Genomic DNA, 21107 nt, shown 5'->3' with positions numbered 1-21107 from the left:
AGGAGCTTGAGAAACGATGAGGAAGAGCCACCCCGTCCGGCGTGCCGTGCTGGCCACCGCCGCCACCGTCTCCGGGATCGTGCTGCTGCTGACGCTGAAGCCCGATTCCGACCAGGGCTCGGCGGATGCGGCCGGCGCCGTCCCGCCCGCGGCCGCGCAGTCCCCGCAGGGCGGCGCCCAGGCCATCGCGAACGGCACGGTCACCGGTGACGCGGTCGACACCCAGTACGGCGCGGTGCAGGTGCGCCTGACGGTGAGCGGCGGAAAGATCACCAAGGCCGAGGCCGTCCAGTCCCCCGAGGGCGGCCAGAGCGACCAGATCAACGCCAACGCCGTACCGAAACTCAACCAGGCCGCGGTCGCCGCGCAGAGCGGCGAGATCGACGCGGTGTCCGGTGCGACGTACACCAGCGCCGGATACAAGAAGTCGCTGCAGTCCGCACTGGACAAGGCGAAGGCAGCCGGAGCGGCCGGGAGCGGGACCGGTGAGGGCGGCGCGGGGAGTGCGCAGGCCCTCGGCGACGGCACGGTCACCGGTGACGCGGTCGACACCCAGTACGGCGCGGTGCAGGTGCGCCTGACGGTGAGCGGCGGAAAGATCACCAAGGCCGAGGCCGTCCAGTCCCCCGAAGGCGGCCAGAGCGACCAGATCAACGCCAACGCCGTACCGAAACTCAACCAGGCCGCGGTCGCCGCGCAGAGCGGCGAGATCGACGCGGTGTCCGGTGCGACGTACACCAGCGCCGGATACAAGAAGTCGCTGCAGTCCGCACTGGACCAGGCGAAGGCAGCCGGAGCGGCCGGGGCCGCCGGGAGCGGGGGCGACGCCATCGGAGACGGTTCCGACGGAGACAGTTCCGACGGGAGCGGTCAGGGCGAGGGCGGCGGGAACGCCCAGGCCTCCCTCGAGGACGGCACGGTGACCGGTGACGCGGTGCAGACGGAGTACGGAGCCGTGCAGGTCCGGATCACCGTCGAGGGCGGGAGGATCACCAAGACCGAGGCCGTGCAGGCGCCCAAGGGCGGCCAGAGCGACCGGGTCACCAACCTGTCGGTCCCGAGGCTCAACCAGGCCGTCGTGAAGACCGGCGGCGCGGACATCGACGCCGTGTCGGGCGCCACGTACACCAGCGCCGGATACAAGAAGTCGCTGCAGTCCGCACTGGACCAGGCCGGTGGCTGAGACGGTGGCCGAGTCCGCACAGGCTCCCGCCGCGGTGCGTCGCACGGAGGAGACGATGGGGACCGTCTTCTCCTTCGACGTCCGCGGCGGGGAACCCGCCGCCGTGCACGCGGCGTTGGAGGATGCGGCCTCCGGGCTGCGCCGCGTCGACCAGGTGTTCAGCACCTACCGCGACGACTCGCAGATCTCGCGGCTGGCGCGCGGCGAGCTGACGGTCGGGGAATGCGACCCCGAGGTCGCCGAGGTGCTGGAGCTGGCCGCGGAGGCGGAGCGGGTGAGCGACGGCTGGTTCAGCACGCGCTACCACGGCCGGCTCGACCCGACCGGCATCGTCAAGGGCTGGGCGACCGAGCGGGCCGCGCGACGGCTCGCTCGGGCCGGGGCGGTCGGGGTGAGTCTCAACGGCGGCGGTGACGTGCAGCTGCTGGGTACGCCGGGCGCCGGGCGGCCGTGGCGGGTGGGTGTGGCGGACCCGCTCCGTCCGGGCGGCCTCGCGGCCGTCGTCTCCGCCGCCGGGGCCGACGAACTGGCCGTCGCCACCTCGGGCACCGTCGAGCGCGGCGATCACATCGTCGACCCGCGCACCGGCCGCTCCGCGGTCACCGACCTGGTCGCGGTGACCGTGGTGGCGCCCAGGCTGACCTGGGCCGACTGCTGGGCCACGGCCGCCTTCGCGATGGGGTCGAGGGAGGGCCTCGCGTGGTTGGAGACCCTGCCCGGCGTGGAGGCGCTGCTGATCACCGCAGGCGACGAGGTGCGCTGCACGGGGGGCCTGGCGTCCCGGCTGGGGTGAGTGACGCCGGGCCCCGTAAACCACAGGCGGCCCTGCGGCCCGTTCAGTTCCCGTTCTGCGCCAGCCTCAGCATGTGCTCGGCCAGCGCCTGTCCGCCCACCGGATCGCGGCTGATCAGCATGAGGGTGTCGTCACCGGCGATGGTCCCCAGGATGTCGTGCAGCTCGGCCTGGTCGATCGCCGAGGCCAGGAACTGCGCGGCCCCCGGCGGGGTGCGCAGGACGACGAGGTTGGCGGACGCCTCCGCGGAGATCAGCAGTTCCTGGGAGAGCCGCCGCATCCGTTCCTCCTTCGCGGACTCCCCGAGCGGTGCGCGCGGAGTGCGGAAGCCGCCCTCGCTCGGCACCGCGTAGATGAGGTCGCCGTCGGTGTCGCGGATCTTCACCGCGTTCAGCTCGTCCAGGTCCCGGGAGAGCGTCGCCTGGGTGACGGTCAGTCCGTGGTCGGCGAGCAGCTTCGCCAGCTGGCTCTGTGAGCGCACGGGTTGCCGGTTGAGGATGTCCACGATCCGGCGGTGGCGCGCGGTGCGGGTCTGCGGTACGGCAGGCCCGGCAGGCTGTCCGTGGTCCTGATCGTGGCTCATCGTCGTCTCATTCTCCGGTCGTCCTCGGGGCATGCTCCGGACGGCTCGTGATCCGGTTCATCGCCCTGCTCGTCGTGCGGGTCTCGCCCGGTTCGTCCTCCGGCTCACTGTCCGGCTCGTCCTTCCGCGTCCGCCGCCCGGTCGACGGTGTCCAGGATGCCGGGCAGCGCCCCGAGGAAGGCGTCCACCGCGTCGGCCCCGAGGATCAGCGGCGGCATGAGCCGTACGACATCGGGGGCGGGCGCGTTCACCAGGAAACCGGCGTCCTGAGCCGCCTGTTGCACCTGGGGCGCGAGCGGTTCGGTGAGCACGATACCCAGGAGCAGGCCGGCGCCCCGGACATGGCTGATCAACGGGTTGCCGAGGGACTCGATCCCGTCGCGCAGCCACTCGCCCTGCCGCTTGACGTTCTGGAGCAGTCCTTCGTTCTCGATGGTGTCGAGGACGGCGAGTCCGGCGGCGCAGGCGACCGGGTTGCCCCCGAAGGTCGTGCCGTGCTGGCCGGGGTGCAGCAGGACCGCGGCGCGCCCGAAGGCGACCGTCGCGCCGATCGGCAGCCCGCCGCCGAGCCCTTTGGCGAGGGTGACGACGTCGGGCAGGACACCTTCGTGGGCCTGGTACTCGAACCAGTTGCCGGTGCGGCCGATACCGGTCTGCACCTCGTCCAGGACGAGCAGCGCGCCCGTGGCGGCCGTGATGGCGCGGGCGGCCTTCAGATAGCCGGGCGGGGGCACCACGACCCCGTTCTCGCCCTGGATCGGCTCGATGATCACCAGCGCCGTGTCGTCGGTGACCACGGCGGCCAGGGCCTGCGCGTCACCGTAGGGGACGTGGGTGACCTCCCCGGGCAGCGGCGCGAACGGCTCCCGCTTGCCCGGCTGGCCGGTGAGCGCGAGGGCGCCCATGGTGCGGCCGTGGAAGCCGCCGTCGGTGGCGACCATGCGGGCCCGGCCGGTGAGCCGTCCGATCTTGAAGGCGGCCTCGTTGGCCTCGGCGCCCGAGTTGCAGAAGTACACCCGGCCGTCGCGGCCGAAGAGCCTCAGGAGCCGTTCGGCGAGCGCGACGGGCGGCTCGGCGACGAACAGGTTGGAGACATGGCCGAGGGAGGCGATCTGCCGGCTGACGGCCTCGACGACGGCCGGGTGGGCGTGGCCGAGCGCGTTGACGGCGATGCCGCCGACGAAGTCGGTGTACTCCTTGCCGTCGGCGTCGCGGACGGTGGCACCCGCGCCACCGACCAGGGACAGCCTCGGAGTGCCGTAGTTGTTCATGAGCGCGCCCTGCCACCGGGCGCTCAGCTCCTCGTTGCTCATGACTCCCCCTGTGCGTGCGGTGTCTCGTCGGGCACGACCATGGTTCCGATGCCCTCGTCGGTGAAGATCTCCAGCAGGATCGAGTGCTGGACCCGGCCGTCGATGACGCGGGCGGTGGTCACGCCGTTGCGTACGGCATGCAGGCAGCCCTCCATCTTCGGCACCATGCCCGAGGACAGCTCCGGCAGCAGTTTCTCGAGCTGGGACGCGGTGAGGCGGCTGATCACCTCGTCGGAGTTCGGCCAGTCCTCGTAGAGCCCCTCGACGTCGGTGAGGACCATGAGGGTCTCGGCGTCCAGAGCAGCAGCGAGTGCCGCAGCCGCCGTATCAGCATTGACGTTGTAGACATGGTGGTCGTCCTTGCTCCGGGCGATGGACGAGACGACCGGTATACGGCCGTCGGCGAGCAGGGCCTCGATGGCGCCGGTGTCGATCTCGGTGATCTCCCCGACCCGGCCGATGTCGACGAACTCGCCGTCGATCTCGGGCCGGTGGCGGGTCGCGGTGATGGTGTGCGCGTCCTCGCCGGTGAGGCCGACGGCGAACGGTCCGTGCCGGTTGAGCAGTCCGACCAGCTCACGCTGCACCTGCCCGGCCAGCACCATCCGTACGACGTCCATGGCGTCCTCGGTGGTCACCCTGAGGCCGGCCTTGAACTCGCTGACGATGCCGTGCCGGTCGAGCGCGGCGCTGATCTGCGGGCCGCCGCCGTGCACGACGACGGGCTTGAGGCCGGCGTGCCGCAGGAAGACGACGTCCTGGGCGAAGGCGTTCTTCAGTTCCTCGTTGACCATGGCGTTGCCGCCGAACTTGATGACGACGGTCCTCCCGTGGTGCCGGGTCAGCCAGGGCAGCGCCTCGATGAGGATCTGCGCCTTGGGCAGGGCGGTGTGCTTGCGTGTGGTGCTCATGAGGAGTACGCGCTGTTCTCGTGGACGTAGTCCGCGGTGAGGTCGTTGGTCCAGATGGTGGCGGTCGCGTCACCGGCGCCCAGGTCGGCGACGATGTGGACCTCGCGGTAGCGCATGTCCACCTTGTCGCGTTCCTCGCCGACACCGCCGTTCTTGCACACCCAGACGCCGTTGATGGCGACGTCGAGTGCGTCGGGCTCGAAGGCGGCCTTCGTCGTGCCGATCGCGGACAGCACCCGGCCCCAGTTGGGGTCCTCGCCGTGGATGGCGCACTTGAGGAGGTTGTTTCGGGCGATGGAACGGCCCACCTCGACGGCGTCGTCCTCGGTCGCGGCGCCCACGACCTCGACCCTGATGTCCTTGCTGGCGCCCTCGGCGTCACGGATGAGCTGCTGGCCGAGGTCGTCGCAGACGGCGCGTACGGCCTCGGCGAACTCCTCGTACGCGGGGGTGACGCCGGTGGCGCCGGAGGCGAGCAGCAGCACGGTGTCGTTGGTGGACATGCAGCCGTCGGAGTCGACGCGGTCGAAGGTGACCCGGGTGGCGGCGCGCAGGGCCCGGTCCAGTGCCCCGGCTTCGACGTCGGCGTCGGTGGTGAGGACGACCAGCATGGTGGCGAGGCCGGGGGCGAGCATGCCGGCGCCCTTGGCCATGCCGCCGACGGTCCAGCCGTCCTTCGTCACCACGGCGGTCTTGTGCGCGCTGTCCGTGGTCTTGATGGCGATGGCGGCCTTCTCACCCCCGTGCTCGGACAACTGGCCGGCGGCCGTCTCCAGTCCCGGCAGCAGCTTGTCCATGGGGAGGGTGACGCCGATGAGCCCGGTGGAGCAGACGGCGATCCCGCCCGCGCCCGTGCCGAGGATCTCCGCGGCCCGCTCGGCGGTGGTGTGGGTGTCCTGGAACCCCTTGGGTCCCGTACAGGCGTTGGCGCCACCTGAGTTGAGGACGACGGCGCCGACCTGGCCGCTCTTGAGCACCTGCTCGGACCAGAGCACGGGGGCGGCCTTGACGCGGTTGGAGGTGAAGACACCCGCGGCGGCGCGGCGCGGCCCGTTGTTGACCACGAGGGCCAGGTCAGGGCTGCCGTTCTCCTTGATCCCGGCAGCGACGCCCGCCGCCGTGAATCCCTTTGCTGCCGTCACACTCACGGCGCGACTCCGATCGTGGTCAGTCCGGTGGACTCGTCGAGCCCGAGGGCGATGTTCATGCTCTGCAGAGCGCCGCCCGCGGTGCCCTTGGTGAGGTTGTCGATGGCGCTGATCGCGATGATCCGCCCCACGGCCTCGTCGTACGCGACCTGGACCTGAACGGCGTTGGAACCGTGGACGGACGCCGTCGCGGGCCACCGGCCCTCGGGGAGGAGGTGGACGAAGGGTTCGTCGGCGAACGCCTTCTCGTAGGCGGCCCGGACGGCCGCGGCGGTGACGCCGGGCCGGGCCTTGGTGGTGCAGGTGGCGAGGATGCCGCGGGGCATCGGCGCGAGCGTCGGGGTGAAGGAGACGAAGACCCGCTCCCCCGCCGCGGCGCTGAGGTTCTGGATCATCTCGGGGGTGTGCCGGTGGACACCTCCGACGCCGTACGGCGACATCGACCCCATGACCTCGCTGCCCAGCAGATGCGGCTTGGCCGCCTTGCCGGCGCCGGAGGTGCCGGAGGCGGCGACGATCACCGCCTCCGCCTCGGCGAGGCCCGCCGTGTACGCCGGGAACAGGGCGAGCGAGACGGCGGTCGGGTAGCAGCCGGGCACCGCGATGCGCTTGGCCCCCTCCAGCGCGGCGCGACCGCCCGGCAGTTCGGGCAGGCCGTAGGGCCAGGTACCGGCGTGCGGGGAGCCGTAGAACCTCTCCCAGTCACCGGCGTCGGCGAGCCGGTGGTCGGCGCCCATGTCGACGACGAGCACGTCCGGCCCGAGCTGCTCGGCGACGGCGGCGGACTGGCCGTGCGGCAGCGCGAGGAAGACCACGTCGTGCCGTCGGCCCTGTCCGGCGAGCACCTCGGCCGTGGTCGGCTCCAGCACCCGCTCGGCGAGCGGCACCAGATGCGGCTGCAGGCTCCCGAGCCGCTGTCCGGCGTTGGAGTTCCCGGTCAGCGCACCGATCTTCACTCCCGGGTGCGCGAGCAGCAGCCTCAAGAGCTCCCCGCCCGCATATCCACTGGCCCCGGCCACGGCTACTCGTACGCTCACGGAAACCTCCTCCTCGATGGCATGACTATACGTACATGCGCAGGTTTATGCAATGAGGGTCGGGCCGCGGTCCCGTGCGGCCGGGCGACCGGGTTCCCGAGGCGGCCCGTGAGCGGTCGAGCCGGCCCGCAGGTGGGCCGAGCCCTCGGCTGCCCTGCCCGGCTTTCGCAACCAGGCCGATGCGCCCCCGCACCCCCGCGTCCCCTCTTCCCCGTGCCCGCTCCGTCCCCGCATCACGTCACCGTCCTCGTGCTCGAGGGTGCGAAGCCTCTCGATGTCGGTAGCCCCGCGCAGGTGTTCACGACCCGCGCGGGCATGCCGTACGAGGTGCGGGTGCGCGGCGCGGAATCCGGTCTCGTGACCGGCGGCGACGGCCCGTCGCACTACGTCGCCCACGGCCTCCGCACACTTGAGCGGGCCGTCGTCGACGCGCTGACCGGCGCCCACGACCGGGGCGCGCTGCTCGCCGCCGTGGCGACGGGCGCCTTCGCGCTCGCCGCCACGGGCCTGCTCGACGGCAGGCGCGCCACGACACACGGGCACTCCACACGGGCACTCCCGGCGAAGCATCCGCTCGTCCAGGTCGACGAGAACGTTCTGTTCGTCGACGAGGGCAGCGTGCTCACCTCGGCCGGCGCCGCCTCCGGCATCGACCTGTGCCTGCACATTCTGCGCGGCGATCTCGGGGGGCCGCGTCGAACCACGCGGCCAGGCGCCTGGTAGCGGCCCCCTACCGCAGCGGCGGTCCGGCGCAGTACGTGCCGCGCAGTGTGCCCGAGCCGCCCGGCGAGCGGTTCGCCGCCACCCGGGAGTGGGCGCTGCACCGGCTCGGCGAGGCCCTCACCCTTGAAGCGCTCGCCCGGCATGCGGCGGTGTCGCCGCGCACGTTCTCGCGACGCTTCACCGAGGACACGGGGTACACGCCGATGCACCGCTCGACACCACCATCGAGCACCTCGTCCGCGTCGCCGGGATGCGCTGGGCCATCGAGGAAGCCTTCCAGGTCGCGAAGAACGAATGCGGCCTCGGCCAGTACGAAGTCCGCCGCTACACCGGCTGGATGCGGCACATCGCCCTGGCCATGCCGGCGCATGCCTTCCTGGCCGTCATGGACGCCGGTGCCGCGGCAAAGGGGGCAGCAGAAACGGTTCCTGCCTCACACCCCTCACCATGGCAGAAGTTCGGCGACTCCTGGCAACTAGCCACTCACCCGTCGCCCTTCACCAACACCTCATCAGCGCACGCGCGCCGAGACGGTCACACTGGCACTCGTCGCGGGCCCTAACCTCGACTCTCACGGCGCAGGGCCACCGGGCCAGCGCCGCAACCCTCGGGCGTCTGCCGCACGGCCTCGGCTACAGCCTGCCGGGCACCGTCAAGACCACCGAAGGCGCCAGCCACCCGGACCGCGACGCCCGGTTCGCCCACCTGAACGCCACGGCCACCGCGTTCCTCGACGACCGGCAGCCGGTGATCAGCGTCGACACCAAGGCCAGGGAATGGCTCGGCAACCGCGACCGGCCCGGCCGCACCTGGCGGCCAGGCAAGGACCCGATCAGAGTCGGCTGTCACACCTTCACCACCAGCGACCAGCCCGTCGCCATCCCCTACGGGATCTACGACATCGCCACCAGCACCGGCTGGGTCAACGTCGGAACTGGCCATGACACCGCCGAGTTCGCGGTCGGGTCCATACCCCGCTGGTGACAGCGCCGCGGACGGGTGCACCACCCACACGCAACCCGGTTGCTGATCACCGCCGACGCCGGCGGGTGGACGGGTGCGGGTGGTGCGTGACATGGGCACTCCGCGGCTCTCGGCAGGAGGGGGCGGAGCTTCGCCCGGCATTCTCGAGATGTGTTCGGCATTTCGAGCGATAGTCAGCACTTCGAACGGTGAGATAGAGGGGAGACAGGGGCACGTCAATGGTTCGTGCGCGACGGAGACGACGGGAGTGCTGCGGGATGGGCGAGTTCTGACCGGTACCGGACGCACCGGCCTTTCCGAGGGGAAGCTGGCGGGTGACCCGGACCGTGCGGGACCTGGCGGGCGGCGGCCTCGGACGGTTCGAGGGCACCACGTTCTTCGGCCCGCTGAAGGGCGGCGGCCCACCGGAGGACGGCGGCCTGCTGCACCAGGAGTCCGGCACCTTCACCCGGCAGGGCGTCCCCCGGCCCACGGAACGCACCCTGCGCTTCCTGCCGGCGACGGGCCGCGGGGCACACCCCGGCGGCGCGGTGGACGTGCGGTTCGACGACGGCCGACCGTTCCGCCGTCTGGACCTCTCGGCAGGCCGGTGCGTCGCCGACCACCGCTGTGCCGCGGACCTCTACCGGGGCGAGTCCACCCTCCTCGACGAGGACCACTGGCGGACGGTCTGGCGGGTGCGCGGCCCGGCCAAGGACCTCGTACTCGACACCGGCTACGTCCGCGTCGGCTGACCGGCCACCACCCCTGGCCGTCGAACGGTCACCGCCGCCCGGGCGGCGGGAGGACCCTAGATCCGCGTCGACCGGGCGGCGACCCCTTCGATGCGCAGGCTCCAGCGGCCCGCCCGTCCGGTGACGCCGACCCGTGACAGCGAGCGGACGTCGATGTTCCAGTAGGTCGCGGGCGGCGCCTTCAACGCGTACACCAGCGCGGCGCGGATGACGGACGGTTCGGCCACCGCGACGACCCGGCAGTCCTCCTCGGCCGGCCGGGTGTCGAGCCAGTTGCCGACGCGGGTGATGAAGTCCAGAAGCGACTCCCCGCCGTGCGGGGTGGCGCGCGGGTCGGCGAGCCAGGCGTCCACGGATTCCGGTTCGCTGGCCATGGCTTCCCCCAGGGTCAGCCCTCGCCAGCGACCCATGGCGCAGTCGCGCAGGGCGAGCTGAACCAGCGGGGCGTAGCCGAGGCCTTCCCCGGTGGCACGGCTGCGCGGGTTCGGCGAGCAGTAGCGCAGATCGGCCGCGGCGAGCGGCAGCAGCTCACGGGCCACTCGCTGCACATCGCCCCACCCTGCATGATCCAGCGGCCGGTCGTCCTCGAAACGCTCGGTCAGTCGCGAGGCGCTCCCCGCTGCGGCAACGAACGTGACCCGAAGTGCCATGCCGCGATGGTCGGCCTCCGAAGTACGCAAATCAAGGGGTAAAGCCAGGGCGTTACCCGGAGTCCGTCAGATGGTGCGGCACCGATCGGGGCATGCCGGACAAGTCACGTGAAGCGCCTGCGTCCGCGCCCCGCCTGTTCCAGTACCTCGTCGCAGGCGGCACGCAGTCGCCGTACGCCCTCCGTGATCTCCCCGGTGCCCGCGACCGCCGCGAAGCTCAGCCGCAGCTGCGGGGCCGGGGGCTCCGCGCTGAAGTACGGGCGGCCCGGGGTGACCGCCACGCCGGCGCGCAGGGCCGCCACGGTCAGGGCGGACTCTCCCCCGGGGCCGAAAGCCTGGGAGGTGCCCCCGGTGCCGTCGGGCAGGCGCAGCCACAGGTGGTAGCCGCCGGCCGGGACGTGCGGCAGGGCCAGTTCGGGCAGCCGGAGCCGGAGCGCGGCGGTCATCGCGTCCCGGCGGACCCTCAGCTCGGCGGAGACAGAACGCAGATGGCGTGGCCAGGCGGGCGAGCCGACGAGTTCGAGCGCGGCCTCCTGGAGAGGGCGGGGGACGAAGAAGGTGTCGACGATCTGGATGGCGCGCAGCCGTTCCAGGACCGGGCCGTGCGCGGCCAGGGCGCTCACCCGGAAGCTCGGCGAGGTCGCCTTGGTGAGCGAGCAGACGTGGACGACGACACCGTCCGGGTCGTCGGCGGCCAGCGGGCGCGGGAGCGGGCCCGCGTCCTCGTGGACCAGGCGCCGGACGAAGTCGTCCTCGACGACGAACGCCCCCGCCTCGCGTGCGATGCGCAGTACCTCGCCGCGCCGTTCGGGGGCGAGTACGGCGCCGGTGGGGTTCTGGAACAGGGGCTGGCAGACGAAAATCCGGGCGCCGGTGGCGCGGAAGGCGTCGGCGAGCAGCTCCGGCCGTACGCCGTCCGCGTCCACCGGGACGGGTACCGGGCGCAGTCCGGCGGCGCGGGCGACGGCCAGCATGCCGGGGTAGGTGGGCGATTCCACGAGAACGGGGGCACCGAGCGGGGCGAGCGCGCGCAGGGCGGTGGTCAGCGCGGACTGGCCGCCCGCGGTGATCAGCACCCCCGCCGCGGTGACCGCGCCCCCGATGCTGCGGGCGAACCACTCGCGCAGCTCCGACAGCCCTTCCACGGGTGGTCTCCCCCAGGCTCCCGGCCGGCGCCCGGCCCGGGACAGCGCCGCCGCCATCGCGCGCTCCGGCTGCAGCGAGGGGTGGAGATAGCCTCCGTTGAACTCGATCACGCCGGGCGCCGGGGCGGCGAGCGAGACCAGGACGCCGGAGGCGTCGACCGAGCGCGGGACGAGATCGGCGGCACCCTCGGCGCTGAGGACGACCTCCTGCCAGGAGGTGTCCCCGGCCGTGGCGGCCGGGGAGGCGGGACGGGCGGCGGCACGGAACGCGCCGGCGCCGGGCCGGGTCACCACCAGTCCCTCGGCGGCGAGCTGCGCCAGCGCCCGCGAGACGGTCACGGGGCTCACCCGGAACCGCTCCACGAGGGCCCGGCTCGACGGGAGCTTTCCACCTGGCGAGTAGCGGTCCAGCTCCTGCCGCAGCCGATCCACCAGTCCGGCAACGCTGCTACGCTCATGCATGAGAACACAGAGTAGCGCTACTGCCATGCCCCCGATAGCGGTCCCCGCCCGACGGGACCGGGCCGGCTTCGGCACCCTGCAGGCCGCCCTCGGCGTCATCGCCTTCTCGCTCACCTTCCCGGCCACCGCCTGGGGACTGGAGGGCTTCGGTCCCTGGTCGCTGGTGGCCGTGCGCTGCGTGCTGGCAGGACTGATCGCCGGCGGCTGCCTGCTCGCGGTGGGGACGCGGGCGGAGGCCCCGGGGGCGGAAGCGGCGAGGGCGGAAGCGGCGAGGGCGGAGGCCCCGGGGGCGGAAGCGGCGAGGGCGGAAGCGGCGAGGGCGGAAGCGGCGAGGGCGGAAGCGGCGAGGGCGGAAGCGGCGAGGGCGGAGGCCCCGGGGGCGGAAGCGGCGAGGGCGGAAGCGGCGAGGGCGGAGGCCCCGGGGGCGGAAGCGGCGGGGGCCGTGGCGCGCCGCCGGAAGGGTCCGACGCGGTGGCGCGGCGTGCCGCTGCCCGCCCGCAGGCACCGGCCGGGGCTCGCGGTGGTCGCCGCCGGGGTCGTCCTCGGGTTCCCGCTGCTGACCACACTGGCCCTGCAGACGTCGACCACCGCGCACGCGGCGGTCGTGGTCGGGCTGCTCCCGCTCACCACCGCGCTGTTCTCCGCCCTGCGCGTCGGCTCCCGCCCGTCACGTACCTTCTGGGCTGCGGCGCTGGCCGGTGCCGCCGCGGTGGCGGTCTTCACGGTGCGGCAGAGCGGCGGCGCGCTGACCACGGCCGATCTGTACCTCTTCGCGGCGCTGGTGGTGTGCGCGGCCGGGTACACGGAAGGCGGCAGGCTGGCCCGGGTGATGCCGGGCTGGCAGGTGATCGGCTGGGCGCTGGTGCTGTGCCTGCCGCTCGCCGTACCGGCCGCGGCCCTGGCGCTGGCCCTCGAGCCGGTGCGGCTGACCACGCACAGCGTGGCCGGAGTGCTGTGGGTGGCGGCGGGGTCCCAGTTCCTGGGGCTGGTCGCCTGGTACCGGGGCATGGCGGCGATCGGCATTCCCCGGGCCAGTCAGCTCCAGCTCGCCCAGCCGCTGCTCACCCTGGTGTGGTCGGTGCTCCTGCTGGGCGAGCACCTGACCGCGGCCGCCCCGCTGACGGCGGCGGCGGTACTGGTGTGCATCGCCGTCACCCAGCGGGCCCGCGGCTGAGGAGCCCCGCCGCACGCACCGGGCGGCGAAGTGCCGGGCCGCCCGTCGGACGTCCTGCCGGGTGGCCCGGCCCGCCGTAGACTCGATACCACGGACCGCTGCACCCGCACGTGGTGAGGAGACCCCGATGCACGCAACCGTGGGCGACCAGCTTGTCCAGCACGGCAGGCTGGTCGGTCAGCACGACAAGGTCGCCGAGATCGTCGAGGTGATGGGCAGGCAGGGCGATCCGCCCTACCGCGTCCGCTTCGAGGACGGGCACGAGGCCGTGTGCTCACCCGGCCCGGATTCCGAGATCCGGCACAGGAACCACCAGCACTAGGCGAAGGACCGGCCCGCCGCTCCTTCGCCCTGTCAGGGCAGGGGCGGTACCGGCTGCCCGTAGTGGTCGGCGACCACGCGGGCCATCGCGCCGGTCCGGTCGGCGGCCACTTCCCGGGCGGCGAAGAAGACGTGCCCCCGCGCCTGCGGGCAGGACGTCGCGAGCGTGAGGTGCCGCGACAGCTCGGCCGGGTCCTGCCAGGCGGCGGGCTGCGCCGGGTCGCCCGCCTTGTAGAGGGCCTCCCCGATGTAGAGCTTCGTGCCGGACCCCCGAACCACCTGACTCCACCAGTCGACCAGGACGGCGTAGTTCGCAGGAACCTGCCGGTCAAGCGGTTGTGTCAACCAATACAGCTGCGGGCAGATGTAGTCGATCCAGTTCTCCCGCGCCCATCGGCGGGTGTCCGCGTGCAGGTCGTCGTAGGTCTGCACGCCCGCCCGGGTGTCCGAGCCGAGGGGATCGGTCGCCGCGTTGCGCCAGACCCCGAAGGGACTGATGCCGAAGCGGGTGCCGGGCCTGGTTTCCCTGATCCGCGCCGCCGTCTCGCGCACCAGCAGGTCGATGTTGTCCCGCCGCCAGGCCGCCCGGTCGGGGAAGGCGCCGCCGTGGGTGTTGTAGGCGGCGTCGTCGTCGAAGGTCTGGTCCGCCACCGGGTACGGGTAGAAGTAGTCGTCGAAGTGGACCGCGTCGACGGGATAGCGGCGCACCGCGTCGAGCATGGCGTCCTCGACGAAGGCACGGACCTCGGGCAGACCGGGGTTGTAGTAGAGCTTCCCGCCGTACGGAACCACCCAGCCGGGGTTCCTGCGGGCCGGGTGCGTGGCGGCGAGCCGGGTGGGGTCGGTGTGCGCAGCGACCCGGTACGGGTTGAACCAGGCGTGCAGTTCCAGGCCACGGGCATGGGCCTCGGTGACGGCGGTGCCGAGCGGGTCCCAGCCGGGGTGCACACCCTGGGTGCCGGTGAGGCAGGCGGACCAGGGTTCGTGCGGGGACGGCCACAGGGCGTCGGCCGTGGGCCGCACCTGGAGGATCACGGTGTTGAGACGGCTGCGGACGGCCGCGTCGAGATGGGCGATCAGCTCGGCCCGCTGTCCGGCGGCGCTCAGCCCCGGGCGGGACGGCCAGTCCCGGCCCGCGACGGTCGCCAGCCACACGCCCCGCATCGCACCGGCGGCCGTGCCCCGGCCGCCCGCCGCTCCCACCGGTCCGGACATCGGCCGACCCGGGGCGGACGACGCGGCCGTCATCATCGTCACCGCCGACAGCGCCGCCGCCGCGAACGCCCTGCGTGACACTCGTCCCATTTCACACCCGTCACAAAAGCCGCGATCCGCCCGAGCGCGGACCGCTCCCCGGCCAGAATGCCCTCCCCCGGCGATCGATCATCGATACTTCCGGGTAACGTGCACGAACGGAGCAGGCGGCCGAAACCCGGTACTCCTGCCAGGAGTCGTAGACAGCGCAGGCCAGAAGGATCCGTGCCGCGCCAGGAAGCGAAAGGGACGATGTGACCGACATCGAACGCGTCGGAGTGGTGGGCTGCGGTCAGATGGGCGCAGGGATCGCCGAGGTGTGCGCCCGCGCCGGACTGGACGTGATGGTCGCCGAGACCACCGGCGAGGCCCTGGAGATCGGCCGCACCCGGCTGTTCAACTCGCTGACGAAGGCGGCCGAACGCGGCAAGATCACGGCTGAGGAGCTGGAGGCCACCCAGGCCCTGCTGAGCTTCACCACGGACCTGGGCGAGTTCGCGGACCGCGATCTGGTGATCGAGGCCGTCGTCGAGAACGAGCAGGTCAAGGCGGAGATCTTCCTGGTCCTCGACCAGGTGGTGACCCGGCCGGACGCGATCCTGGCCTCGAACACCTCCTCCATCCCGCTGGTGAAGCTGGCGGTCGCCACCTCGCGGCCGGACCACGTCATCGGCATCCACTTCTTCAACCCGGCCCCCGTGCAGAAGCTGGTCGAGCTGATCCCGGCGCTCACCACCTCCGAGGGCACGATCAGCCGGGCGCAACTCTTCGCCGAGAAGGTGCTGGGCAAGCACGCGATCCATGCCCAGGACCGTTCCGGGTTCGTCGTGAACGCGCTGCTGATCCCGTACCTGCTCTCCGCGATCCGGATGTTCGAGTCGGGCATCGCCAGCCGCGAGGACATCGACAACGGCATGGAGATGGGCTGCGCCCACCCGATGGGCCCGCTGAAGCTGTCCGACCTGATCGGCCTGGACACGGTGGCCTCGGTCGCGTATTCGATGTACGAGGAGTACAAGGAGCCGCTGTACGCCGCTCCCCCGCTGCTGCAGCGGATGGTCGACGCGGGCCGGCTGGGCCGCAAGACGGGCTCGGGCTTCTACCCCTACTGAGTGTCCTACCGGCGGGCTCGGCGCTCACGCAGCCGGGCCCGCCGGGGCACGTTCCCCGAGGTCAGGACCGTGTGCGGCCCGAAGACCTCCTCTGCCACTGCCAACCCGACGCCGCGCCGGAGCGCTACGGGGCGACGGCACGAATGCGCGGGCCCGAAGCTCTGAGCCTTTCACCGCTGTCGCAGCCTTCCGTGCTTGTACTGCGGAAACTCCCCCGGATGTCCCTCCGACAGAGCTGAAGGTCCCTGACAAGTCCCTGGCGGCTCAGACCCGGGACCTACGCATTGCGAGTACGCGAGCGATCCTGACACACAGCGCGGGAGTGCCGCCAGGTGTCGTTTCGCCTGGTCAGAAGGCACTAGCTAAAAGCGTTCATGATGTCCCGTGTCGGCACGTCCAGAGGGGTCCGCGCTCCCCTTCGCCCTCACTGACTCTGCGACGGCCCCCTCCGGGCGGCGCGGCGACTCACCACAACTGTCCGCGCCTGGGAAAGCATGGGCACTGCAGTCCGGCGGCTCGTTGGCTCATTGGCTCAGAGAGTCGACGTGGTCCGCGCGCTACGGGAAGTACATGCGTCCCGTGTGCCGCAGGGACGTGCTCGGGCTGGACACCGTAAGGCGGGTGATCGGACCAGCCACGCAGCAGGATGCGCGTCAGCGTCGGCGGGTCGAATTGTCCCCGGCCTGATGCGGCGTAACTACCGGCGGCCAGGACAAGGGACGTGGCCGAGTGTGTAGGCCGTCAGGACGCTGCGGAAGAAGGCGCTAGCCGGTCGGGAACACTGCCCCGTGCTGACGTGGCTGCCCATTTCGGCTACCGGACTTCTGTTGAGATCGGATCGAGGAAGAAGAGGCACTGGGCCGCGTTGAATTCGCGTACCTCGGCGATGAAGCGGAACTTGTCGCCTACGCCGACGGTGGCGGGGATCTTCTTGCCGGTCAGGTTCAGGTTCCCGGTGTTGACGTCCTCGTACTTGAAGGCCGGGCCGATCGTCGTGTTCGACCCCTCGTCGCCTGGGCCCAGAAGGAAGTCGTAGCGGGTCTCGTAGTCACCGTGGGGCACCATGTGCCTGATCAAACCGTTGAACGCGACCGTCTGGCCCTCATACCTCGTCGCGAAGTCCAGGTTCACGTCATCGCACGAGTCCGCCTTCAGCAATGCCGCGAACTCCGGTTTGTTCTCGGGCGTGATCACCTCGGCGGCAGCCGACTTGGCCGCGGTCGGCGTCGGCGTAGTGGAAGGCTTCTCGGTCGCAGCAGTCATCGACTTGCCTGCATCGTCCTTCTTCCCGTCTCCGTCACTGAGCACAGAGGCAGCGCCGATGACGACGGCCAGGATCACGAGGACGGCGGCTGCCGAGCCGATCAGGAGCCACGGCTGCGGTTTCTTCGGCCGACGAAATGTGAGGGTGGAGCGAAGCACGCCCTGGGTCTGTTCAACGAGCTCCCAGCCGTCCTTCTCCAGCTTCGAGATCACCAAGCCGTCGGTGCCGCGAACTGTCTGCACGGTCTTATGCTCGTACTTGATCCCGTCGGCCATGAGGCTCCGCTCCCCCTAAATGGACTGTTCATACCAACTGCCTCGCGAGCACAAGCGGACTCCGCAAGGAACTCGCCATCACCGGCGTCACCCTCGGCCCCGCGCTTGCGATTCGGACCACGAGTCGGCCAGTGTGCACGCTGGCCAGCCACCAGTCGTGTCATGTACGCGCGCAGGACACGAGCCATGCGCTGGTCGAGGATGAGCGGGCGCGGCCCCGGCGCATCCACTACGGCGCCGCCGGCGAAGTAGAGGAACTTGGTAAGGAACGCCGGTCCAAGGCCTGCGGTAGCCCGCCACGGCGCCATCGGTCGCCAGCAGCGCAACAGCCTGTGCCAGCACCGCCTCAACCGGCGCTGAGCGCAGGGTCTCACCCAGCCGGTGGGCCCCGTAGCCGATGTCACCCTGTCCCCAGACGTAGCTGGCGACGAGTGTCTCGCGCGAGGAACTCACCTCCGGCGACGGTGGCAACAACCCGCGCCGCGACCCTCGCGGCAATATCGCCGACTGTGACTCCGTCAACCAGGTCATGTTTTACCTCGCCACCGAGGCCGGCATCACGGTAGCCGAGCTCACCAAGGACGGCGTCAAGGGCGACGGCGAAGTCCACGTCGGCACCATGCACCGGTTCAAGGGCCTCGAATACCAGAAACTCGCCATCGTCGGCGCCCGCGACGGTGTCATCCCCCGCACCGCAGCCATCGACCGATACCGCGAATCCGACCCTCAGCGCTACGCCAGCGAGGTACACAAGGCCCGGTCCCTCCTCTTCGTCGCCACCCGCGCCCGCGACGCCCACCGCATCAGCTGGCACGGGGCATCGAGCCCTTATATCTCCCGATAGCGAAAGACGAAGTCCTACTCGTAGGGGACGCCAGACCTCCGTCTGGATGACCTGCGCCCGCCCCCTTGCCCGCGGGCTGCAGGCTGCAGCTACGACGTCCGACTCTCCGACGCCGTCCCTGACGTTCTCCTCGCCCGACAACGCTGTGCTCCGGGGATCGTCTGCAACGCCATCGCATCGGTCCGCAGCGGCGAAGCCTCGTCTTTAGATGCCCGGTCTCGCCACCATGATTCGCGTACGCCAGGGCGGGCCCGGCATCGGATGGAGACGCGGGCGCCCTGGCGTACAGGCTCAGTCAGGCAGCGCCGGGCTCCTCCAGCACCACCATGACCATCACCGGAAGATCGGTGTCATGCTGGATCACACCGGCGGTCAGAATCCGGACGTCGAGTGTCCACTTCTTCAGCTTGATGAACTCGTCCCTGTCCGCCTCCGTCACCTCGGCCTCGATGAGGTGGCCGGCAAGCGGGGACTCCTCGATCTCGGGGAGGAAGTTGGCCAGCACCTGCTCCCCCTGCTCGTAGACGGCATCCAGGTCGTCGAAGTAGCCCGACTCGTCGACGTCGCGGATCCAGACGAAGAACGAGACGCTGACCGCCCCACCGCCGAACGTCTGGATCCAGCCCCCGACGCTGCCCTTGTCCCACGACGTCTCCACGCCGTCACGGACCTTGCCCCCGGGCGTCCACTCCTGAGAGCTCGTAACACGATCTTGTTGAAACGGCCGGGTAGGCCGTGACCGGTGTGATGATTCGGCCGTTCGTGAGGTGTGGGTACTCGACCGTGGATCGTGGACGATGAGTTGTGGGCTCTGATTGAACCGTTGCTGCCGCCGGGGCCGGAGCGGTCGCCCGGGCCGCGGCCGGTGTCGGACCGGCTCTGCCTGCAGGGCATCCTGTTCGTCCTCCACAACGACATAGCCTGGCAACTCCTGCCCTCGGAGCTGGGGTTCGGCTCGGGACAGACGTGCTGGCACCGGCTGGACCGGTGGCAGAAGGCAGGGGTCTTTGACCAGTTGCACCGAGTCCTGCTCGCTGAGCTGAACGCGGCCGGCCAACTCGACTGGTCACGTGCGTGTGTGGACGGTTCCCACATCCGCGCGAAAAAGGGAGCGCCGACACCGGTCCGTCGCCGGTCGACCGGCGGAAGACGGGCAGCAAACACCACCTGATCTGCGACGGACGCGGCATCCCGCTCAAAGTCATCACGACCGCGGCCAACGTTAACGATGTCACCCAGACCCTCGCGCTGGTCGACGGGATCCCTCCCGTCTCGGGCCGTCCAGGCCGCCCCCGCCGACGGCCCGACGCCCTGCTCGGCGACAAGGGCTACGACTCCAACGCACACCGCGACGAGCTCCGTCACCGGCGGATCCTGCCCGTAATCTCCCGCAAGGGATCACCCAACATCAAGGGCATCGGCAAGCTCCGCTACGTCGTGGAGCAGACCTTCGCCCTGCTCCACCACTTCAAACGCCTCGCAGTCCGCTGGGAACGCCGAACTGAACTCCACGACGCCTTCGTCTCCCTCGCCTGCAGCCTCATCTGCTGGAGACGACTCAAGAAGGCCCAATCATGATCGTGTTACGAGCTCTTAGGGCTTGCCGGGAAACAAGTCGTGGCTTCCGGCAGGCGGGCTCGTTGTTCTGGTATGGGGAGACCGGAGGGGGCCGAGGATGTCCTGGCGGCGAAGTTCCAGGTGTTGTTGCCGCATCTGGACGAGCGTCAGCGTCGGCTGGCCATAGGGGCGGAAGCACTGTCGCTGGGGCATGGTGGGATGAGACTGGTCGCTGCCGCGGCCGGCGTTCGGGAGGGCACGGTCTCGCGCGGTGCGGCTGAACTAGCTTCGGGTCAAGCTCTGTTGGGGCGGGTTCGTCGTCCTGGTGGAGGCCGGGAGAAGGCCGTGGACCTTGATCCGGGGCTGCGTCCGGCTCTGCTTGCGTTGGTAGAGCCCGATGAGCGGGGTGATCCGATGTCGCCGCTGCGGTGGACGACGAAGTCGACCCGGAAGCTGGCGGCGGAGCTGACCCGGCAGGGGCACCGGGTCTCCGCCGACACGGTCGCCGGCCTGCTGCGGGAGGAGGGCTTCAGTCTGCAGGCCAACGCCAAGACCATCGAAGGCGCGCAGCACCCCGACAGGGACGCCCAGTTTCACTACCTCAACGAGCAGGCGCGAGAGCACAGGGACGCCGGTGACCCGGTGATCAGCGTGGACAGCAAGAAGAAGGAACTGATCGGCCACTATAAGAACGCCGGCCATGAATGGCAGCCCGCAGGACAGCCCGTGAGGGTCAAGGCGCACGACTTCCCCGGCCAGGCCGCCAAGGCAGTTCCCTACGGAATTTACGACATGACGGCGAACACCGGCTGGGTCAGCATCGGCACCGATCACGACACGGCGGCGTACGCCGTCGCCTCGATCCGCCGCTGGTGGCAGGCGGTCGGCCGGCACGACTACCCCGGCGCCCGCCGGCTGCTGATCACCGCTGACGGTGGCGGCTCCAACGGCTACCGCACCCGGGGCTGGAAGACCCAGCTCGCCGACCTCGCCGCCGAGACCGGCCTTGAGATCACGGTGTGTCACCTTCCGCCCGGCACCTCGAAGTGGAACAAGATCGAGCACCGGCTGTTCTCCCACATCACCATGAACTGGCGAGGCAGGCCCCTGACCAGCCACGAAGTCATGCTCCAGACCATCGCCGCGACCACCAGCCGCACCGGCCTCACGGTCCAGGCCGAACTGGATGCCGGTGGGTACCCCACCGGCATCCGCGTCAGCGACGACGAGATCGCCGCCCTGCCCATCACCCGCCACCGCTTCCACGGCGACTGGAACTACACCCTCGTGCGCCACGAGGCGCCACTTGATACCGGGTAGGGGTGAAAGACCCCTACCGCCGGCCTGTCGCATCAGGCTGGTGAAGCTGAGGGCAGCCGATGCATGGAGATGCACGCGGAGGTGGGAGCAGCCCTGACAACGACGGGACGCGTCGGTACTTCCAGACGGCGCGGGTCCGGCAAGCAAGACGAGACGCCGTACGAGAGGAACCAGTGCCTGACGCCCCGTAAGAGTTCCACCGGCTCCAATCTGGAGGATATGGGCCGGGTGCAGCGCACGCCTCCTTCGGGAGGCGACTCCGAAGCCGACTTCAGGGTGTCGGTGGGGAGGCCACGTTGAAAGCCTGCGGCGTAGGCGTG

At 71.0% G+C, this 21107-nt stretch carries 18 protein-coding genes and 5 pseudogenes; 12 read left to right on the top strand and 11 right to left on the bottom strand.

Translation table 11 applies throughout. The features are described from left to right. The first annotated feature begins 16 nt into the window (after positions 1-16). Both HUV60_RS28220 and HUV60_RS28215 read left to right on the top strand, forming a co-directional pair. Complete coding sequence (locus tag HUV60_RS28220) at positions 17-1183, top strand: FMN-binding protein (protein ID WP_257849994.1); 1167 nt, start codon at positions 17-19, stop codon at positions 1181-1183. Between the two features lie 55 nt (positions 1184-1238). Then, positions 1239-1976, top strand: a complete 738-nt coding sequence (locus HUV60_RS28215; protein ID WP_257850296.1) for an FAD:protein FMN transferase — start codon at positions 1239-1241, stop codon at positions 1974-1976. 43 nt (positions 1977-2019) lie between these two features. Here the strand turns inward: HUV60_RS28215 and HUV60_RS28210 are convergent, their stop codons facing one another. The 5 genes from HUV60_RS28210 to argC all read right to left on the bottom strand — a co-directional run bounded on the left by HUV60_RS28210 (position 2020) and on the right by argC (position 6968). Next, positions 2020-2559, bottom strand: coding sequence for an arginine repressor (locus tag HUV60_RS28210; protein ID WP_257849992.1), 540 nt, complete (start codon positions 2557-2559; stop codon positions 2020-2022). A gap of 104 nt (positions 2560-2663) precedes the next feature. Continuing rightward, positions 2664-3872 (bottom strand): acetylornithine transaminase, encoded by a 1209-nt coding sequence (locus HUV60_RS28205; protein ID WP_257849991.1) that lies wholly within the window; start codon positions 3870-3872, stop codon positions 2664-2666. Then, positions 3869-4783, bottom strand: a complete 915-nt coding sequence (argB, locus tag HUV60_RS28200; RefSeq protein ID WP_257849990.1) for an acetylglutamate kinase — start codon at positions 4781-4783, stop codon at positions 3869-3871. The genes HUV60_RS28205 and argB overlap by 4 nt, the downstream gene beginning before the upstream one ends. Further along, on the bottom strand, positions 4780-5931 hold the full coding sequence (gene argJ / locus HUV60_RS28195; RefSeq protein ID WP_257849988.1) for a bifunctional glutamate N-acetyltransferase/amino-acid acetyltransferase ArgJ: 1152 nt from the start codon (positions 5929-5931) through the stop codon (positions 4780-4782). The genes argB and argJ overlap by 4 nt, the downstream gene beginning before the upstream one ends. Next, on the bottom strand, positions 5928-6968 hold the full coding sequence (argC, locus tag HUV60_RS28190) for an N-acetyl-gamma-glutamyl-phosphate reductase (protein ID WP_257849987.1): 1041 nt from the start codon (positions 6966-6968) through the stop codon (positions 5928-5930). Before argC ends, argJ begins: the two co-directional genes overlap by 4 nt. 213 nt (positions 6969-7181) lie before the next feature. On the opposite strand from argC, the pseudogene HUV60_RS28185 reads away from it, so the two are divergent. From HUV60_RS28185 to HUV60_RS28170, 4 genes and pseudogenes are all read left to right on the top strand, one after another. After that, positions 7182-7897, top strand: a pseudogene (locus HUV60_RS28185) (GlxA family transcriptional regulator); the annotation flags it as partial. Next, a pseudogene (locus HUV60_RS28180) lies at positions 7891-8253 on the top strand (IS701 family transposase); the annotation flags it as partial. The pseudogenes HUV60_RS28185 and HUV60_RS28180, both read left to right, overlap by 7 nt. Then, positions 8238-8741, top strand: a pseudogene (locus HUV60_RS28175) (ISAzo13-like element transposase-related protein); the annotation flags it as partial. The pseudogenes HUV60_RS28180 and HUV60_RS28175, both read left to right, overlap by 16 nt. A 248-nt stretch (positions 8742-8989) precedes the next feature. Next, positions 8990-9409: a DUF6314 family protein gene (locus HUV60_RS28170; protein WP_257849986.1), complete on the top strand. Its 420-nt coding sequence runs from the start codon at positions 8990-8992 to the stop codon at positions 9407-9409. Positions 9410-9465: 56 nt separating this feature from the next. On the opposite strand, the gene HUV60_RS28165 is transcribed toward HUV60_RS28170, so the two are convergent. Beyond that, positions 9466-10059 carry a histidine phosphatase family protein gene (locus tag HUV60_RS28165; protein ID WP_257849985.1) on the bottom strand — a complete coding sequence of 198 codons (594 nt, stop codon included), beginning with the start codon at positions 10057-10059 and terminating at the stop codon, positions 9466-9468. Between the two features lie 104 nt (positions 10060-10163). Next, positions 10164-11666: an aminotransferase-like domain-containing protein gene (locus HUV60_RS28160; protein WP_257849984.1), complete on the bottom strand. Its 1503-nt coding sequence runs from the start codon at positions 11664-11666 to the stop codon at positions 10164-10166. Between the two features lie 217 nt (positions 11667-11883). Between HUV60_RS28160 and HUV60_RS33670 the strand changes: the two genes are divergently transcribed. Both HUV60_RS33670 and HUV60_RS28150 read left to right on the top strand, forming a co-directional pair. Further along, positions 11884-12840: a DMT family transporter gene (locus HUV60_RS33670; protein ID WP_443047551.1), complete on the top strand. Its 957-nt coding sequence runs from the start codon at positions 11884-11886 to the stop codon at positions 12838-12840. A gap of 127 nt (positions 12841-12967) precedes the next feature. Next, entirely contained in the window at positions 12968-13162 is a 195-nt protein-coding gene (locus HUV60_RS28150; protein ID WP_257849982.1) for a DUF1918 domain-containing protein, read from the top strand. A 32-nt stretch (positions 13163-13194) separates the two neighbouring features. Here the strand turns inward: HUV60_RS28150 and HUV60_RS28145 are convergent, their stop codons facing one another. Beyond that, on the bottom strand, positions 13195-14466 hold the full coding sequence (locus HUV60_RS28145; RefSeq protein WP_257849981.1) for a glycoside hydrolase family 10 protein: 1272 nt from the start codon (positions 14464-14466) through the stop codon (positions 13195-13197). A gap of 203 nt (positions 14467-14669) precedes the next feature. Between HUV60_RS28145 and HUV60_RS28140 the strand changes: the two genes are divergently transcribed. Beyond that, positions 14670-15527, top strand: a complete 858-nt coding sequence (locus HUV60_RS28140; protein WP_257849980.1) for a 3-hydroxybutyryl-CoA dehydrogenase — start codon at positions 14670-14672, stop codon at positions 15525-15527. Positions 15528-16340: 813 nt separating this feature from the next. Here HUV60_RS28140 and HUV60_RS28135 read toward each other — a convergent pair. Both HUV60_RS28135 and HUV60_RS34105 read right to left on the bottom strand, forming a co-directional pair. After that, positions 16341-17066, bottom strand: coding sequence for a DUF4839 domain-containing protein (locus HUV60_RS28135; RefSeq protein WP_257849979.1), 726 nt, complete (start codon positions 17064-17066; stop codon positions 16341-16343). Next, positions 17000-17597 (bottom strand): annotated as a pseudogene (locus HUV60_RS34105) (8-oxoguanine DNA glycosylase OGG fold protein). Before HUV60_RS34105 ends, HUV60_RS28135 begins: the two are co-directional and overlap by 67 nt. On the opposite strand from HUV60_RS34105, the gene HUV60_RS28130 reads away from it, so the two are divergent. Continuing rightward, the gene (locus HUV60_RS28130) at positions 17596-17910 is read left to right on the top strand and encodes a 3'-5' exonuclease (RefSeq protein ID WP_257849978.1); all 315 of its coding nucleotides are present in this window, start codon (positions 17596-17598) and stop codon (positions 17908-17910) included. The pseudogene HUV60_RS34105 and the gene HUV60_RS28130 overlap by 2 nt on opposite strands. A gap of 295 nt (positions 17911-18205) precedes the next feature. On the opposite strand, the gene HUV60_RS28125 is transcribed toward HUV60_RS28130, so the two are convergent. Continuing rightward, entirely contained in the window at positions 18206-18568 is a 363-nt protein-coding gene (locus tag HUV60_RS28125; RefSeq protein WP_257849977.1) for a hypothetical protein, read from the bottom strand. A gap of 111 nt (positions 18569-18679) precedes the next feature. Between HUV60_RS28125 and HUV60_RS28120 the strand changes: the two genes are divergently transcribed. Beyond that, a protein-coding gene (locus HUV60_RS28120; protein WP_257849976.1) for an IS5 family transposase occupies positions 18680-19488 on the top strand; the annotation gives its coding sequence in 2 pieces (ribosomal slippage) (positions 18680-18997 and positions 19000-19488; 807 coding nt in all). 72 nt (positions 19489-19560) lie between these two features. After that, positions 19561-20754, top strand: a pseudogene (locus HUV60_RS28115) (ISAzo13 family transposase); the annotation flags it as partial. Positions 20755-21107: the final 353 nt, after the last annotated feature.

Source organism: Streptomyces sp. KMM 9044, assembly GCF_024701375.2.
Classification (GTDB): Bacteria; Actinomycetota; Actinomycetes; order Streptomycetales; family Streptomycetaceae; genus Streptomyces.
This window is presented reverse-complemented; position numbering and strand designations above follow the sequence as displayed.

What these genes read in the sequence shown, in the direction of transcription:
- HUV60_RS28220 (WP_257849994.1), top strand. Translation starts at nt 17, where the DNA reads ATGAGGAAGAGCCACCCCGTCCGGCGTGCCGTGCTGGCCACCGCCGCC.
- HUV60_RS28215 (WP_257850296.1), top strand. Translation starts at nt 1,239, where the DNA reads ATGGGGACCGTCTTCTCCTTCGACGTCCGCGGCGGGGAACCCGCCGCC.
- HUV60_RS28210 (WP_257849992.1), bottom strand. Translation starts at nt 2,559, where the DNA reads ATGAGCCACGATCAGGACCACGGACAGCCTGCCGGGCCTGCCGTACCG.
- HUV60_RS28205 (WP_257849991.1), bottom strand. Translation starts at nt 3,872, where the DNA reads ATGAGCAACGAGGAGCTGAGCGCCCGGTGGCAGGGCGCGCTCATGAAC.
- argB (WP_257849990.1), bottom strand. Translation starts at nt 4,783, where the DNA reads ATGAGCACCACACGCAAGCACACCGCCCTGCCCAAGGCGCAGATCCTC.
- HUV60_RS28165 (WP_257849985.1), bottom strand. Translation starts at nt 10,059, where the DNA reads ATGGCACTTCGGGTCACGTTCGTTGCCGCAGCGGGGAGCGCCTCGCGA.
- HUV60_RS28160 (WP_257849984.1), bottom strand. Translation starts at nt 11,666, where the DNA reads ATGCATGAGCGTAGCAGCGTTGCCGGACTGGTGGATCGGCTGCGGCAG.
- HUV60_RS28150 (WP_257849982.1), top strand. Translation starts at nt 12,968, where the DNA reads ATGCACGCAACCGTGGGCGACCAGCTTGTCCAGCACGGCAGGCTGGTC.
- HUV60_RS28145 (WP_257849981.1), bottom strand. Translation starts at nt 14,466, where the DNA reads ATGGGACGAGTGTCACGCAGGGCGTTCGCGGCGGCGGCGCTGTCGGCG.
- HUV60_RS28135 (WP_257849979.1), bottom strand. Translation starts at nt 17,066, where the DNA reads ATGGCCGACGGGATCAAGTACGAGCATAAGACCGTGCAGACAGTTCGC.
- HUV60_RS28130 (WP_257849978.1), top strand. Translation starts at nt 17,596, where the DNA reads ATGTTTTACCTCGCCACCGAGGCCGGCATCACGGTAGCCGAGCTCACC.